Source organism: Pseudoalteromonas sp. OF7H-1, from assembly GCF_022347825.1.
Lineage (GTDB): Bacteria > Pseudomonadota > Gammaproteobacteria > Enterobacterales > Alteromonadaceae > Pseudoalteromonas > Pseudoalteromonas maricaloris.
Map to the genome: position 1 here is coordinate 225,522 of NZ_JAKRFX010000007.1, position 14,658 is coordinate 240,179.

11 protein-coding genes are annotated in these 14,658 nt (G+C 43.2%); 3 read left to right on the forward strand and 8 right to left on the reverse strand.

Annotated features, from left to right (window positions below; genetic code table 11):
* From nudC to MHN30_RS11220, 7 genes are all read right to left on the reverse strand, one after another.
* Complete coding sequence (nudC, locus tag MHN30_RS11190) at window positions 1-903, reverse strand: NAD(+) diphosphatase (protein ID WP_239359640.1); 903 nt, start codon at window positions 901-903, stop codon at window positions 1-3.
* Window positions 904-1,050: 147 nt separating this feature from the next.
* On the reverse strand, window positions 1,051-1,845 hold the full coding sequence (gene nagB / locus MHN30_RS11195) for a glucosamine-6-phosphate deaminase (RefSeq protein WP_045988699.1): 795 nt from the start codon (window positions 1,843-1,845) through the stop codon (window positions 1,051-1,053).
* Window positions 1,846-2,107: 262 nt separating this feature from the next.
* Window positions 2,108-3,241 carry a DUF5009 domain-containing protein gene (locus tag MHN30_RS11200; RefSeq protein ID WP_130164352.1) on the reverse strand — a complete coding sequence of 378 codons (1,134 nt, stop codon included), beginning with the start codon at window positions 3,239-3,241 and terminating at the stop codon, window positions 2,108-2,110.
* A gap of 258 nt (window positions 3,242-3,499) precedes the next feature.
* A complete protein-coding gene (nagA, locus tag MHN30_RS11205; protein WP_130164353.1) occupies window positions 3,500-4,624 on the reverse strand; it encodes an N-acetylglucosamine-6-phosphate deacetylase in 1,125 nt (374 codons plus the stop codon).
* Window positions 4,624-5,535, reverse strand: coding sequence for a BadF/BadG/BcrA/BcrD ATPase family protein (locus tag MHN30_RS11210; protein WP_130164354.1), 912 nt, complete (start codon window positions 5,533-5,535; stop codon window positions 4,624-4,626). The genes nagA and MHN30_RS11210 overlap by 1 nt, the downstream gene beginning before the upstream one ends.
* Before the next feature lie 310 nt (window positions 5,536-5,845).
* A complete protein-coding gene (locus MHN30_RS11215) occupies window positions 5,846-6,688 on the reverse strand; it encodes a 2OG-Fe(II) oxygenase family protein (protein WP_017219251.1) in 843 nt (280 codons plus the stop codon).
* A gap of 386 nt (window positions 6,689-7,074) precedes the next feature.
* Complete coding sequence (locus MHN30_RS11220; protein WP_039495550.1) at window positions 7,075-8,196, reverse strand: hybrid sensor histidine kinase/response regulator; 1,122 nt, start codon at window positions 8,194-8,196, stop codon at window positions 7,075-7,077.
* A 107-nt stretch (window positions 8,197-8,303) separates the two neighbouring features.
* Here MHN30_RS11220 and MHN30_RS11225 point away from each other — a divergent pair, with 107 nt between their 5' ends.
* A complete protein-coding gene (locus tag MHN30_RS11225; protein ID WP_239359612.1) occupies window positions 8,304-12,035 on the forward strand; it encodes a response regulator in 3,732 nt (1,243 codons plus the stop codon).
* A gap of 99 nt (window positions 12,036-12,134) precedes the next feature.
* Here MHN30_RS11225 and MHN30_RS11230 read toward each other — a convergent pair whose 3' ends face one another.
* Entirely contained in the window at window positions 12,135-12,809 is a 675-nt protein-coding gene (locus MHN30_RS11230; protein ID WP_010378035.1) for a DUF3334 family protein, read from the reverse strand.
* Between the two features lie 115 nt (window positions 12,810-12,924).
* Here MHN30_RS11230 and cmoA point away from each other — a divergent pair, with 115 nt between their 5' ends.
* On the forward strand, window positions 12,925-13,650 hold the full coding sequence (gene cmoA, locus MHN30_RS11235; protein WP_010378032.1) for a carboxy-S-adenosyl-L-methionine synthase CmoA: 726 nt from the start codon (window positions 12,925-12,927) through the stop codon (window positions 13,648-13,650).
* 8 nt (window positions 13,651-13,658) lie between these two features.
* Window positions 13,659-14,627 carry a tRNA 5-methoxyuridine(34)/uridine 5-oxyacetic acid(34) synthase CmoB gene (cmoB, locus tag MHN30_RS11240; protein WP_239359614.1) on the forward strand — a complete coding sequence of 323 codons (969 nt, stop codon included), beginning with the start codon at window positions 13,659-13,661 and terminating at the stop codon, window positions 14,625-14,627.
* Window positions 14,628-14,658 lie beyond the last annotated feature (31 nt).

Consider the following 14,658-nt stretch of genomic DNA (forward strand, 5'->3'; position numbering starts at 1 on the left):
TTACTCTTCTGATTGTGCACGCCAGTATTCAACTAAATATCTGGAGATAGAGTCTTCTCTGGTAAGTTTATAGCCGGGCTTTGTATCGCCCCACTCTGAAAATGTATTAAGCTCCGCCCGTGAAAACCATTTAGCTTGCTCAAGCTCATCTTGCTCGACAAAAATCTCCGTGGTTTTCGCCTTCGCGATAAACCCAAGCATAAGTGATGACGGGAACGGCCAAGGCTGTGAGGCAATATAAGTGGCGTCGTATGCTTCAACACCCGCCTCTTCCATCACTTCCCTTATAACTGCTTGCTCTAACGACTCGCCGGGGTCAACAAACCCAGCCAGAGTCGAAAATACACCTTCTGGCCAAACAGCCTGACGGCCCAACAAGCAGCGTTCAACGCCATCAGGGAAAACATGAGTGACAAGCATGATAACGGCTGGATCTGTACGTGGAAACGTCATATGGCGACATTCAGGGTTAACACAACGTCTTGCATGACCTGCTTCAACCATTTTATTGGGTTGCCCACAACGTCCACAAAAACAATGGGTTTTATGCCAGTAGCATAAGCCTCGTGCAAGCACGCCAATTGAGCCTTGTTGCTTTGGTAAGTTACGACCCACTTGGCGCATGTCGATGAATTCTGACTCGGAGTCAATAAAAGAAAGCTTGTCTCGTTGTTTAGAGACGTCAAGCGCAAAATAGCTGTGCGCTTCGTCACGGCCTAAGAATATCGCGTCTTGGAGCGCTAAATCAGCGACTTCTCTGCGAGAAAGATAATGTAATTCATTATCTCGGGCACGCACTAAATTAGCGTCGTCTTGAATTAATAACCAGCGACTATTGTCACCCATTTGAGATAATAACCAGTTTTGATCTTTTCTTTCGTTAGATGCTCTGTCCAACGTCATTTGCGTGTAATACAGCAAGCCCCTATTCCTTCGTGTTCTGGAACATTTTATCCACCTCGGCGAGACCTTAAAACTACCATAGCACAAAGGTACAGGCAAAAAAAAAGCCCATAAATGGGCTTTTGAAAACTACAGTGTGATTTCACACTACAGAGAGGCAAGATAGTCCAACAGCTTTTGATTTTCGTTTTCAATATGCTTATAAAATTCAATATCTTTTAGCTTAGATGCCGCAGCTTCATCGATGACGATTACAGCATCACGATGCATTTGTAGTGCCGAAGCAGGACACGCCGCAGTTAACGGGCCTTCCACCATAGCAACAACAGCATCGGCTTTATTTTCACCCGTCGCTAATAACACGACTTTTTTAGCGTCTAAAATCGTGCCAATACCCATTGTGATTGACAAGTGAGGTTGGTACTCATCAGCCTTAAAAAAACGAGCATTATCATCAATCGTCGCTTTCGTTAGGGTTTTAACCCGAGTGCGTGACGTTAAGCCAGAAGACGGCTCGTTAAAGCCAATATGGCCATTTCTGCCAATACCTAACAGCTGTACATCAATACCACCAGCCGATTTAATACGCGCTTCATACTCGCCGCACGCCGTAATTGGATTTTTTGCATCACCCGGCGGTACGTGCGTGTTACTTTTATCAATGTTGATATGGTCAAACAGCTGCTGCTGCATAAAGTAACGATAACTTTGTGGGTGCGAGCCATCTAGGCCTAAATATTCATCTAGGTTAAAGCTGGTAACTTCAGCAAAACTGATTTCGTTCGCTTGGTTACGCTTAATTAATTCTTGATACAAAGCGACCGGTGTTGAACCCGTCGCTAATCCCAACACAGAGTTAGCTTTACGCTTTAATTGCGTTGTAAAAATGTCTGCACCATATGCTGCCACTTCGGCAGCGTCTTTTAAAATGACTACTTGCATACGATTAACCAAATGTTGAGATGATTAGAATAAAATGGGATCTGAGCCTTGCCTCGCGTGCAATCAAAGCAAGGTCAGATCGAACCTAATTGGGATACACAACATTAGGTTATTACCATTATGACAACGCTGTCATTATTATCAGAAATAATTCGCTTGTAAAGCAAAAGTGAAAAAAAATATGGATATTTTTTACTCTATGCAATCGAAAGGTGTTAAAAAGCCCACAACGGTGGGCTTTTTGAAAGGAGGCTGGTGAATATTATACACTTACAAAAATACGGCGTTTATACATCCAATGCAGCACTAAAAGCTGTACCGCCAGTAGCGCAAAAACAGCAATTAATGGTTGCCACGCAGTTGGCACAGCGGCCATCACGCCACCGAATACGCTTTTACTAATAAAGGTCCAATTCACTAAGCTCGACGCTAAATAAATAATAATGGAATTAGCCCCAATAATAACAAAAGGATACGCCCAACGCTGAAAACTCAGTACATCTACTATCGCGTAAAATACTGCAAGTAGAATTGCACTCCAGCCGACGGTTACTAGCACAAATGAGCTTGTCCACAATTCTTTATTAACTGGAAATTGCATGTCCCAAAGCCAACCTAGTGCTAAGACGAGTACACCTGAGCCTGCCAAAATACCAACGGTTTTCCACTCTCCCTGCGTTTGTGCATTAGCAATAGCACGACCAGCAAATACACCTGCGATAGCGTTTACAATGGCAGGTAAGCTTGACAGCACACCTTCTGGGTCAACAGGACGATTTTGATAACTGATCCCTGGCAGTAAATATGTGTCAATGAACGCATTCCAACTACCAACACCATTTGCACTCAAGTCCCCCGCTTGCCCACCAGGAACCGGGATAAAGCAAAGCAGTAACCAATAAAATATCAATATGCCTACACCCACATAAGCCAAGGTTCGCAAGCTCGTATGCCAAACCAGTAAAGCACAAAAGAACCAAGCAAACGCAATGCGACCTAATACACTGGCGTAGCGAATACCGTCAGGATCCATTGGGATCCCAGTTCCCCAACCATGGTTGTATAACACGCCAAAAGCACACAGTAACAAAAGCCGCTTCAGTGCTTTGAGATAAAACGGTTTACGTTCATTAAAGGGCAGATGGTCGATACGTTTAGGTGACAAGCCCATCGCCACACCCGATAAAAAGATAAACAGTGGAAAGATAAGATCATAAAAAGTGAAGCCATGCCAAGGGCTGTGCAGCGTGTGCGCTTCAAACGCCTTCCAGCCTTGCCATCCGGTCAATACAAACAGTGCCGCAAAAATAGACTGGCCACCTAAGATCCAGAACATATCCATGCCGCGTAAGGCATCTAAAGACGCAAGTCGCTTTGGCTTATTATTCGTTGTCATTGTTATTTATCCGCGTGAAAACATTAACTATGGATCGCTCAACCAAGCAAATCCATTTGACTCAAGGTTAGTTTTGATGCGCGTTGCAATCATGACTCTATCATTACGCACACGACATTAACTTCCTGAGTTGTCGATCCACCCATGCTTAACCAAATACCGGCTAAGCTTAAAAAACAAAGCCCCGCGGTACTGCTGCGGGGTTTTATCAGGGAAACTTAAGCGGCCGTTTCCGTCCACTATTCAATTGCAAATCAATTACAGCAACTGACCACCAATATAGGTTTGCTTCACAATCAAATCGCTGTTGAGCACCACGAAATCAGCATCAGCACCCGATCTTAGATGCCCCTTTTGAGACAGGCCAAGATATTGCGCAGGGTAAAGAGAGGCCATGCGCAAACTCTCCGCTAGACTCACGTTAAGCGTATTGACGGTATTTCGCACCGCACTTGCCATATCCAATACACTACCTGCAAGCTCACCGGTTGTTGAATTTAACCGATCACCGGTACGAATAACTTTTCTGCCATCAAAAAAGTCAAACTCCGTATCATCTGTCCCAACCGGAGGCATGGCATCCGTCACTAGCATCATTTTGCCACGCTGCTTAGTACGAATCGCAAGTTGCGCCGACAATGGATGAACGTGGTGGCCATCAACAATCAAACCACACCAGCTATTGTCATTCCAAAGCGCGGCACCGACAACGCCCGGCTCACGGGAAGTAAACGCAGACATTGCATTAAATAGGTGCGTAAAGCCATCCACGCCAACATTGAGTGCAGCGTTAGCGGTGTCATAGTCCGCGTTTGAATGGCCAATACACACTTTCACACCCAGTGAAATCAAGCGTTCTATATCGCTAAGTGGCACGGTTTCAGGTGCTAAAGTCACCATTTTGATACCTAAATCTTGACGCGCGTATACCGCAAACTCTTGCTCTGAGATTGGTCTGATGAACTTTTCGCTATGCGTACCCTTTTTAGGGTGAGATAAGTGTGGGCCCTCAAAGTGGATCCCAAGCACCCCTGACTGATTAGCTGCTATAGCTGCTGCTGTTGCGGCTGCCGCTTGTTGCATTACTTCAATTTTGTCAGTGATAAGGGTTGGCATTAGTCCCGTGGAACCAAATTGGCCATGTGCTTTAACCATAATCGCCAAGCATTCAGTGGATTGCTCGGCGTTAAAAAATGCACCGCCACCACCATTAACTTGTACGTCAATAAAACCTGGTGCAACTAGTCCCGATAACTTGGATACATTGGTCGCTTGCGACTCATTAATATAACCAATTTGGCCGTTGTTTACTTCGAAATAAACGTCTTTTCTAAAATTTTCACCATCAAAAAATTCTGGAGCAAAATAACATTGAGTCGTCATTAGTTCGCCTTTTTTAATTCTTGACCTGCACTTTGAATTGCAAAGTAAATTGCCCCCATTTCAGGAGGTTGTTTCGGTAATTGGACTTGCTTTGCAACTTCTGGGTCGAGCCAAGGTTGTAGCGGCTCTGATAATCCGCCGATCATAGAGAGTCTAGGTGGGTTTAGTTCAAGTAAACGCTTAGCTAAACGACTAATATATTCCGCACCAGACTTTACGATAGAAAGAGCAATTTCATCATTTAGCTTGGCTTGCTCTAATACATAACGAGCCAGCTTTGCATAACCACTAGACGGTTGTCCCGCCATTTGCTCTGCAATACCCATTGCCCCTTTCGCACTGAAGTGCTCAAGTAACACTTGGCTCAATGTCGTTTTTTCGCCAAGGCCATCGAGATCGAGCAATGCAGCTTTTACCGCCTCTAATCCCATCCATGCGCCACTGCCCATATCGCCTTGAGCAAAGCCATGACCACCATAGTTCACTGTTTTACCATCAACTAACGCAAAACCACAGGAGCCGGTGCCCGTAATAATCACGGCACCATCGCTACCTTCATGAGCACCAATACACGCGGTGTGTAAGTCTGTGGTAAGGAACATTTGTTTAAAGGGATGCTCCCATTGCATGATTTTGTCATAGAGCGCGGGTAAGTTAACACCTGCAAGGCCAAGACCTGCATTTAGCTCATGTACTTGTTCAACACGAAGACCCGCGTCTTGTAACGCCATTTGTGTCGACACCATGATGGATTCAAGCGTACGCTCTAAACCATGTAAGGGATTCGCAGGACCGCCTAGACCCGTACCCAAAACGCCATGTTGAAGAGAATAAATTGTAGCGCGGCATTTTGTTCCACCACCATCGACGCCGATGTATAGTTGGTCTTGGTTAACCTGTTTAGCCATCATGTAAAGACCCCTACCTTGTTCTGGATTAGACCGCGTTATTATTTTCGTTAGACACGGTTTTTCATTCATGTTGAATTGATGTTACACAACAAATGACAGCGTTGTCATTAAATTTTTCAAGAAATTTCTTCATTTTGAAAAAAACTAATATTGCACAGATTGTGAGGATTGTCAGTGAAAAATTGCAATAATCGTCAAATTACAAGGACTAACAGAGATTAGGGATTGTTAGACACATAATAAAAAAGCGACTCAATATTACATCAAGTCGCTTTATCGATTTAACCTTATCGTTCAGGTTATTCGCAGATTACTTAACCCCAAGTTCTCTTAAACGCTCTTGCAAATAGCTATCTGCAGTGTAACGCTCCGACAATACAACATCCGGTCTTGGATGTAAGAATAGCGGCAATGAAATACGAGATTTCGTCGACGCTTTGCCTGTTGGGTTAATCACACGGTGAATTGTCGATGGGAAGTAATCACCCGACGCCTCTTGCAGCATGTCACCAATGTTAATAATTAGCGAACCAAAGTCGCATGGTACGTCTAACCAGCTGCCATCTTGTCTTTGCACTTGTAGGCCAGGCTCATTTGCCGCAGGCAATACAGTAAGTAGATTGATATCACCATGAGCTGCGGCGCGAATTGCACCTGGCTCTTCATCGCCTGTCATTGGTGGGTAATGAAGAATACGCAGTAATGTCTGCTCTGATTCTTTGATCATATCTTTGAGATCAATAGAGAATCTCGCTCTCACATCTGCAGGCGCTTCCGCCTGTACCCAGCTTAGCAACTCTTGAGCAAACTCGCTCGCTAAACGGTAATATTCACGAATCTCTGCTTCTAATTGAGCCGGTACGCGACCTTTTGGATAAACGTGAAAGTACTCTTTAATGTCTTTTACTGTAAAACCTTTCGCAACTTCAGAGACTTCTGGTGGGAAGTAACCATCTTGGGTTTCTTTATTGAAAAGGAATTCGTGTTTTTCTTCTGAATTAAAAAATTCTTGCCAATGTTTGTAGATTGATTCAACCAACTCTTGTGGGATTGGGTGATTTTTTAGTACACCGAAACCCGTGTTTCTTAAAGATTCTACAAATTCTTTCGCAGCATTTGGCGATTGATAGTCTACGGTAGGTAACTGTTGCATAATGGTTCCACCAAAATTATTAGTAATTCATGGTTATTTACTCAATTGCACATTGGAGTAAATAACGCACTTCCCGTGTCATCTCAACACTGCGTACCTAGTAGAAGGTAAGGCGTATGTTATCGGGTCTGTTAACCTAGGGGGTTGTTTTTAAGCAGTAAACTTGTATTTAACAAGCCTCACTCAAAACAGCAACAGCAAAGGCTAAAAAGCCCTTATACGATCGTGTTGTCGATAATTCTTCAAAAAGTGTAGCTAATTACATGGTTAGCAGAGTACTTTTTAAAGATTACGTTTTAACAGCGAGCGAGCTTATTGAATTAGGACAAATGATATAAGGACTTATGTCCGCTTTTATGTATAGGACCTGAGACTTTTGATGCAGATCAAGCATTATCGGGGGCATCTATCGGTATTTGGATATCCCACTCCAATCCTTGCGGTGTATTTTTCACGCTAAACTCTCCATTGAGTGCCCCTGAAACCAAGTTGGCAGTTAAATTTGCGCTTAACCCAACATGGCCTGCATTACCTCTTTTTGTTGTAACAAATGGTTTTAATAACTCTTGTGTACTAATTCCTCTAAGCCCTATTCCATTGTCAGTATAATTCACATGTAAATTGTTACCCGAGTGCGTGAAGGTGATAGTCGCAAGGTGATCATGGTCAATCCAGGCATGCGCAATAGAGTTTTCAACTAAGTTGCTCAACACCTCAACCAGAGCTTGTCCATCCACGTAAACCTCAGTTGTTGTGTTACCAACAAACTGGATTTGTACGTCTTGCTTGGAAAAATCTTTTTTCAGTCTTGTTTCTATTTCTTGTAATTTAACGTCAGCACAGCTGCTATCTCGCTCAGACTGAGAGACCGATTTTAATAAGCTGACAAACTTAGCCACTTTTTCTAGATTACGGCTGCACAGCGCACTACTGTCTTTGATCTGTTCAAACCCCGTAACCAACCCATCCTGCGTAAGCGTACCTGCGGTAAGTGCACTTTGTAGCTCTTGCATGACGCCTTCTAAAAAGGTGTTGGACGTAATACTGGTACCAAGCGGGGTATTGATTTCGTGTGCAATCCCCATCACCATTTGGTTTATTGCCTTAGATAGCTGCTGTTTTACCGCTAACTTTTGCGCTTCAATTAACTTAAATTGGGTGTTTACTCTAGCAATAATTTCAGCGGGTTTATAGGGCTTGGTGATATAATCAACACCACCGACCTCGAATGCCTGTACCAGGCTCTCGCTGTCTTCATAGGCACTCACAAAAATAACGGGAATGGCCGCCGTTGAATTGTCGGACTTAAGCACTTTACACAGCTCAATCCCCGACATATTTGGCATTTTTATATCAGTAATAATTAGTTCAGGCTGATGCTTTTTAACGATACCTAAGGCAATGTCCCCCCCTCGTGCTGCCAATACTTTATATCCTTCCTTTCTTAGTATGAGCTGCAATACTTGGAGGTTTTCCGGCATATCGTCAACAATTAAAATGTCTGACATGTAATGTTACTCAAGTCCTTAAGATAGACACTTTTTACAGCATAGCTTGAGAAATTGTATATCGCGACTATGTTTATATATAAATTTTCACGCGTAAATAATAACTTATGTCCTCAAAAGCATTACTAAGTTGGATCGCACTTTTCGCCTTGATGGCAGCCCTAGGAAGCGCAACGCTTATCTACTACTCAACAACCACTCATAGCACACTCGCGACCGACGTTAATACCGCTTATCACAACCACCTCTCACTTGAGATGTATAGCAAAGATAAAAACGCCCAATGGCTCGATGACATCAAATCTGCACCAAGTCACTCATTGCCACTACCGCTACAACAAATTTATGAAACCCAAACAAGATTAAAATCTCGATTTTTAGCAAACATGGTTGAACAGGTCGATTTACCTCAAAGTTATCAAAATGCCATCTCGCAACTGCCTCTCATTGCAAACGCTGAACTCGAAACACGCACCAATCAACAACTTAAAATACTGTTAATTACTGGCCTTGCTTTCGCGGTGTTAACACTATTTTTAGGCTTTTATGTTTGGTTTATGCGCACTAAACATTTCTCCCCGCTCTATCGCATCGTCAATACGCTACGTGCACAAGCGTTAAATGGCGCCCCTCTTTCAGTAGCACCCACAAACAGTGACGCTGATGTAAAACGGCTCACGCAAGCGATCCATGCTGCCACCACCTCTCAAAGCCAAAAGTTGGCGTCAGCCGCAATTATCGAAAACTATAATCGCGAACTAAAATCCATTACCGGCTCCGAACCTATCGTGCGCCACGCACTAGAGTTTATTGCCAATGAGTTCAATGCACCGAGTGTTTGTCTCTATGCCAATTTAGAAGACGACACCTTGTCATTAGTGAAAAGCCATGGAGTGACACCAAGCCACTCAATTATTGCATCCACGATAGCGCTTTGTGCAACAAATAATGAACCACAAGTACAACAAGAACCGTTGTGGCTCAAAGAAGAAGAGGTTGAAGTGAAGTTACAAAGCCGTTATTGCTTTCCACTAGCCATCGGTAATCATGTAGTTTATGTGCTGTTAGTCGGTAGTGCACAGGCATTGATAGACAGCCAATTTGAAGCGCTTGAGTACTTGTGTAAGGACTTAAGCCTCGCGCTTGCTATTAATGAAAATATCGAAAAACAACAAAAGACAGAATCGGCCTTAAGCGAACAACTTGAGCTTACCCACCACATTATCAATGCTATCCCAAACCCTACATACTACCGTTCTACTGACGGTGTATTTATGGGGGTAAACAAGTCCTTTTTGGCACTGTTAGATCAATTTGAAGTAGATGTGATTGGCGCCAAACTAGACGAAATTTTTGATTTAGGAATAGCCAGCCTATTTGAGTCCAAAGCCCACGAAATTATCACCACAACCCAAGAGCAAACCTACGAAGTACTATTGCTTGATGGCCAAGAGCAGGCGCGGGAACTGATTGTATACGAAGCGCCATTTTTTAATGAAAATGGTGCTGTAGCTGGGATTGTTGGCATGTACCTAGATGTTTCGGAGAGGAACCAACTGCAACGTGAGCTAATAGAGGCAAAAGACTTGGCTCAAAACTCGGCAAAAGCGAAAAGCGAATTCCTCGCCAACATGAGCCATGAAATTAGAACCCCAATGAACGCGATTATTGGTATGTCTCATCTCGCACTTGCGACCGAATTAAATGCTAAACAGCACGACTACGTATCAAAAATAGATACTGCGGCAAAGCAATTACTGAGACTGATCAACGATATACTCGATTTTTCAAAAATCGAAGCTGGCAAAATCGAATTAGAATATCAGGCTTTTTCAACAGAAAAGCTACTCGACAGTGTTGCCACCATCGTCAGTGTAAAAGCCCAAGAAAAACAACTAGAGTTAGTCTTTGATTTAGACTCACAAGTGCCCTACTGCGTGATTGGCGATCAATTTAGAATAAGCCAAGTACTCATCAATTTAGCGGGTAACGCGGTTAAATTCACAGAAACTGGCGAGGTTGTTATTCGTGTTGCCCTCGTCAATGTCGAAAAAGGGTTAGCGAAAATTAAGTTTAGCGTCAAAGACTCCGGTATTGGCATGAATAAACGTCAGCAAAAAAACCTATTTCAATCTTTCTCGCAAGCAGACAATTCAATCACCCGAAAATATGGCGGTACTGGGCTTGGCCTCACGATTTCGCAGCAACTGGTCAAGCTTATGGGGGGAGAAATATATGTTGAGAGTGAGGAGAACGTCGGTTCGGAGTTTTATTTCACATTAGAAATGGAAGTCAGTGACGAGCTGAGTCAGGCGAAAATGGCCTCTACCCACTTATCAGAGTTATCAGCAACAATTATTGACGATAACCAACACGCATTGGACGTGTTAAGCGGTATGCTAACAAACTTTGGTATGCAGGTTTGCTCTTATTTAGACCCTCATAAGGCGTTAAATCAATTCGTCCTGACTCAAGATTTACCCGATCTTATTTTCGTCGATTGGCATATGCCGAAATTAGATGGTATCGAGCTGATCACCAAGCTGCAATCGCAAATCGATGTGTCGCAAAGTAAGTTCATTTTAGTCACAGCTTATGGTCGAGAATTAAACCTCAACGATAGCCAAGCCAGTTTAGTCGATGGTGTACTTTTAAAGCCGATTAATCCGTCAAATCTTGTGGACGTTATTCAAAATGCCGTGTTTGACTCACCAGAAATAAGAACCACTATCACCAAAAAAGAACAAACGATTAGTAAACAAGCACTCAATGGCATATCGATTTTGGTTGCGGAGGATCAACCTGTCAACCAGGAAATCGCAGTGGAGATCTTATCTAGCTTCGGAGCTCAAGTGGCGGTCGCTGATAATGGGCAAGAAGCCATTGAGCAAGTTCATAGCAAACATATAGATATTGTTTTAATGGATATGCAAATGCCAGTGATGGATGGTATTACCGCGACGCAAAACCTTCGTATAGAGTTCGATAAAAATACACTTCCTATTCTCGCGATGACCGCCAATGCCATGGAAGAAGACATCCAGACTTGCATCGATGCTGGTATGAATGACCACGTCACCAAACCCATCGACGTAGAGCAACTCGTTAAAAGTATTTTGAAATATGCAAGCGCTGAGACCAGTAACCTTTCAGCAACGCCTGTAGCAAACCAACCAGAAGTCACTACAGAAGGAGAGGAAGTTGATGAGGTCATTGAGTTTGAAGGCATTGATATTGCCGAAGGTATTGCTCGAGCAGCTGGCAACCAAAAGGTTTACTTCGATATCTTAGAAAAGTTCCTATCCCAGCAGATTGAAGAGCTGATCAATTTAAAACAGGCTTTAGCCATTGAGAATTTTGAACTGGCACATAGCATGTTACATGCATTAAAAGGTGCTAGTGCTAATCTTTCGATTGTTAGGCTGACTGAAGAGTTTAAGCACATTGAAGCTTCTCTTAATGTCCGCCCACCTAATGCGAGCGAAATTGACGAGCTGATTAAATACGTCAAATATGCACTGGAACAATGCCAAAAACGTCGTAAAAAAGAAGCGTCTCATCAGGTAAAAAATGTAACGAAAAACAACGAAGAAAAAGGTGGCAATAGTCAATTAGAGGAACTTATCCAGCTTGCGTGTGCGTTAAGAGATTATGATACTCAAGCCACAGAGCTAGTAGACTCAATTTCAGTAAGTAGCTATTTGACTGAACCAGAACTACAGAAATTAAAAACCGCCATCGCCCGCTTTGAGTTCAATGAAGCCTTTATGATGCTAACATCCATAAAGCATGTAGAAGAAGCACCTGAGCTTAATGCAGGAAAAGGCGCTCTGCATTAGTGCCATTGCTATTTTTATCCTAGGGCGAAGTGAAGATTTTAACGTAATAGAAAGGCCACTGAGGTGGCCTTTCTAATTACGTGCTCCAAGAAAACGGTTTTACAGTCCTAACTGATCCATAAAGTCGTCATCTACAACATCTTCTTCCTGCGGCTTCGCTGGCTTTTTCTTCTCAGCCTGACTTGCAATAATGTCATCTGGGTCTACCGACTCCGCAATATCAAAGTCATGTAGCTTAATGAATTCAGTTTTATCCATTGCCAATTCAAGATAGAAAATATTCTGACCTTGCGTGGTAAAGGTAACGCGTCTCGCCTGCGGGCGATCCATCGTTGTGTCTACCGAGATCTGCACCTGTTTGTTGATAGCCATCATCTTAGGTTGGTTTTGCGTGATAGAGGTATGTAGCTGCTCACGTACTTTGTTGGTGAAATCACCAACAATCTGGTTCATCAACTCACCCAAAACGTTGGCAACGTCATCGGACAAATGACTATGCGCAATTTCTTCTTCAGGCATGCCCATGTTGCGCATGTAATCGGTATACACCTCCATTGCTGCTTGCGCGGTAAAATTAGTTACGACTAAACCGGTAAAGCCGCCATCAAACAATACGAAACAGCCGATGTCAGGCCTCATACAGGTACGAGTGATCTTTTGTACCATCGCGGAATAGTTAATTTGGTTGCCGCTTGCCGAAGACAGAACTTCTGTTACTGAGTGGCATAGCGTTGAGAGGATATCTTCTGTGCTAATCACTTTGCTTTTCGCCATTTTTGGTCTCATATTTACTTCTTATTATTAATAGTAGCCAAGCTACTGAATTTATCACTGACTATCCAGCATAAAATGCTAAAATAGCGAGATTATTTTCAAAGAGAGATTTAATGTGACGGGCAAAGACAGTATTTATGCCACTGAGCAAGCAGTAAAAGATTTCACTTTCGACGCCAATGTCGTCGAAGTGTTTCCAGATATGATCCAACGCTCAGTGCCGGGCTACGCGACAATAGTAAGCACAATGGGCAAACTTGCGGGTACTTACGCGCAAAGTAACTCAAACTTATATGACTTAGGCTGCTCTTTAGGCGCGGTCACGCTAAGCATGCGTAGAAATATAGATAAAGAAAACTGTCATATCATTGCCGTGGATAATTCACAGCCTATGGTAGAGCGTTGCCAACTGCATTTAAAAGGCTTTAAATCTGACGTCCCAGTCTCGGTCACTTTAGGTGATATCAATGAAATAGAGATTAGCAATGCATCTGTCGTTGCGATGAACTTCACCCTACAGTTTATCCCACCAGAAAACCGCAAAGCAGTCCTCGAAAAAATATATCAGGGTTTAAAACCTGGTGGCGTACTGCTATTAAGTGAAAAAATCCGCGGTGAAAACGGTACTAAAGACAACTTACTTATCGACCTTCACCACGACTTTAAACGCCACAATGGCTACTCAGAATTAGAGATCAGCCAAAAACGCACCGCGATTGAAAACGTGATGCGCACGGACTCATTAAGTACCCATATGACAAGATTAGAGGATATTGGCTTTAATCAAACTCAAGTGTGGTATCAGTGCTTTAACTTCTGCTCAATGGTAGCAATAAAATAGAGGCAATTATGAATCATTGGTTTACCGACTTTTATGCAACCATTGCGAAAACCCCTTTGAGCCATTGGCTAGAAACATTGCCTGCGCAGCTTAGCCATTGGCAAAAAGAAGCCCAACATGGCGACTGGCCGAAATGGGAAAAAGTCATTAAAAATCTACCAGAGATCTCAACCACGCATGTTGATATAAAAACCAAGGTTGAGATAGGTACTGGCGAAGACGTCAATGAAGGTCATCAAAAGCAGTTAACGCATTTACTAAAACGCATGATGCCATGGCGTAAGGGACCATTTCATTTACATGGCATCCATATTGATACAGAGTGGCGCAGCGACTGGAAATGGGATCGACTGCTCCCGCATATCAGCGACCTTCACGGCCGTAATGTCTTGGATATCGGCTGTGGCTCTGGTTATCACTTGTGGCGTATGCGCGGTGAAGGCGCAGAGCTTGTTGTTGGCATTGATCCTTCCGATCTATTTTTATGCCAATTCCAAACGATTAAACACTTTAACCCCGATCCAAACGTGCATTTACTACCACTAGGTGTAGAGCAACTGCCGGAGTTAAAAGCATTTGATACTGTGTTTTCAATGGGCGTGCTATATCACCGTCGTTCACCAATCGACTTTTTAGCGCAGCTAAAGTCTCAGCTAAGAAAAGGTGGCGAATTAGTGCTAGAAACACTCGTCATTGAGGGCGATGTAAATACAGTATTAGTGCCGACCGACCGCTACGCCAAGATGCGCAATGTATGGTTTATTCCAAGCTGCGACGCATTAACATTATGGCTTGAGCGTGTGGGCTTTAAAGATATCAAAGTGGTAAACAAAGACGTTACATCGTTAGACGAGCAGCGCCAAACCCCTTGGATGGAAACAGAGTCGCTTGCTGATTTCTTAGATCCAAATGACACTAGCAAAACCATTGAAGGCTACCCCGCTCCGCTCCGTGCTATATTTATCGCGAAGGCTTGAGTAATATATTTTCAAACAATAATCGGCTCTA

What these genes read in the sequence shown, in the direction of transcription:
- nudC (WP_239359640.1), bottom strand. Translation starts at nt 903, where the DNA reads ATGACGTTGGACAGAGCATCTAACGAAAGAAAAGATCAAAACTGGTTA.
- nagB (WP_045988699.1), bottom strand. Translation starts at nt 1,845, where the DNA reads ATGCAAGTAGTCATTTTAAAAGACGCTGCCGAAGTGGCAGCATATGGT.
- MHN30_RS11200 (WP_130164352.1), bottom strand. Translation starts at nt 3,241, where the DNA reads ATGACAACGAATAATAAGCCAAAGCGACTTGCGTCTTTAGATGCCTTA.
- nagA (WP_130164353.1), bottom strand. Translation starts at nt 4,624, where the DNA reads ATGACGACTCAATGTTATTTTGCTCCAGAATTTTTTGATGGTGAAAAT.
- MHN30_RS11210 (WP_130164354.1), bottom strand. Translation starts at nt 5,535, where the DNA reads ATGATGGCTAAACAGGTTAACCAAGACCAACTATACATCGGCGTCGAT.
- MHN30_RS11215 (WP_017219251.1), bottom strand. Translation starts at nt 6,688, where the DNA reads ATGCAACAGTTACCTACCGTAGACTATCAATCGCCAAATGCTGCGAAA.
- MHN30_RS11220 (WP_039495550.1), bottom strand. Translation starts at nt 8,196, where the DNA reads ATGTCAGACATTTTAATTGTTGACGATATGCCGGAAAACCTCCAAGTA.
- MHN30_RS11225 (WP_239359612.1), top strand. Translation starts at nt 8,304, where the DNA reads ATGTCCTCAAAAGCATTACTAAGTTGGATCGCACTTTTCGCCTTGATG.
- MHN30_RS11230 (WP_010378035.1), bottom strand. Translation starts at nt 12,809, where the DNA reads ATGGCGAAAAGCAAAGTGATTAGCACAGAAGATATCCTCTCAACGCTA.
- cmoB (WP_239359614.1), top strand. Translation starts at nt 13,659, where the DNA reads ATGAATCATTGGTTTACCGACTTTTATGCAACCATTGCGAAAACCCCT.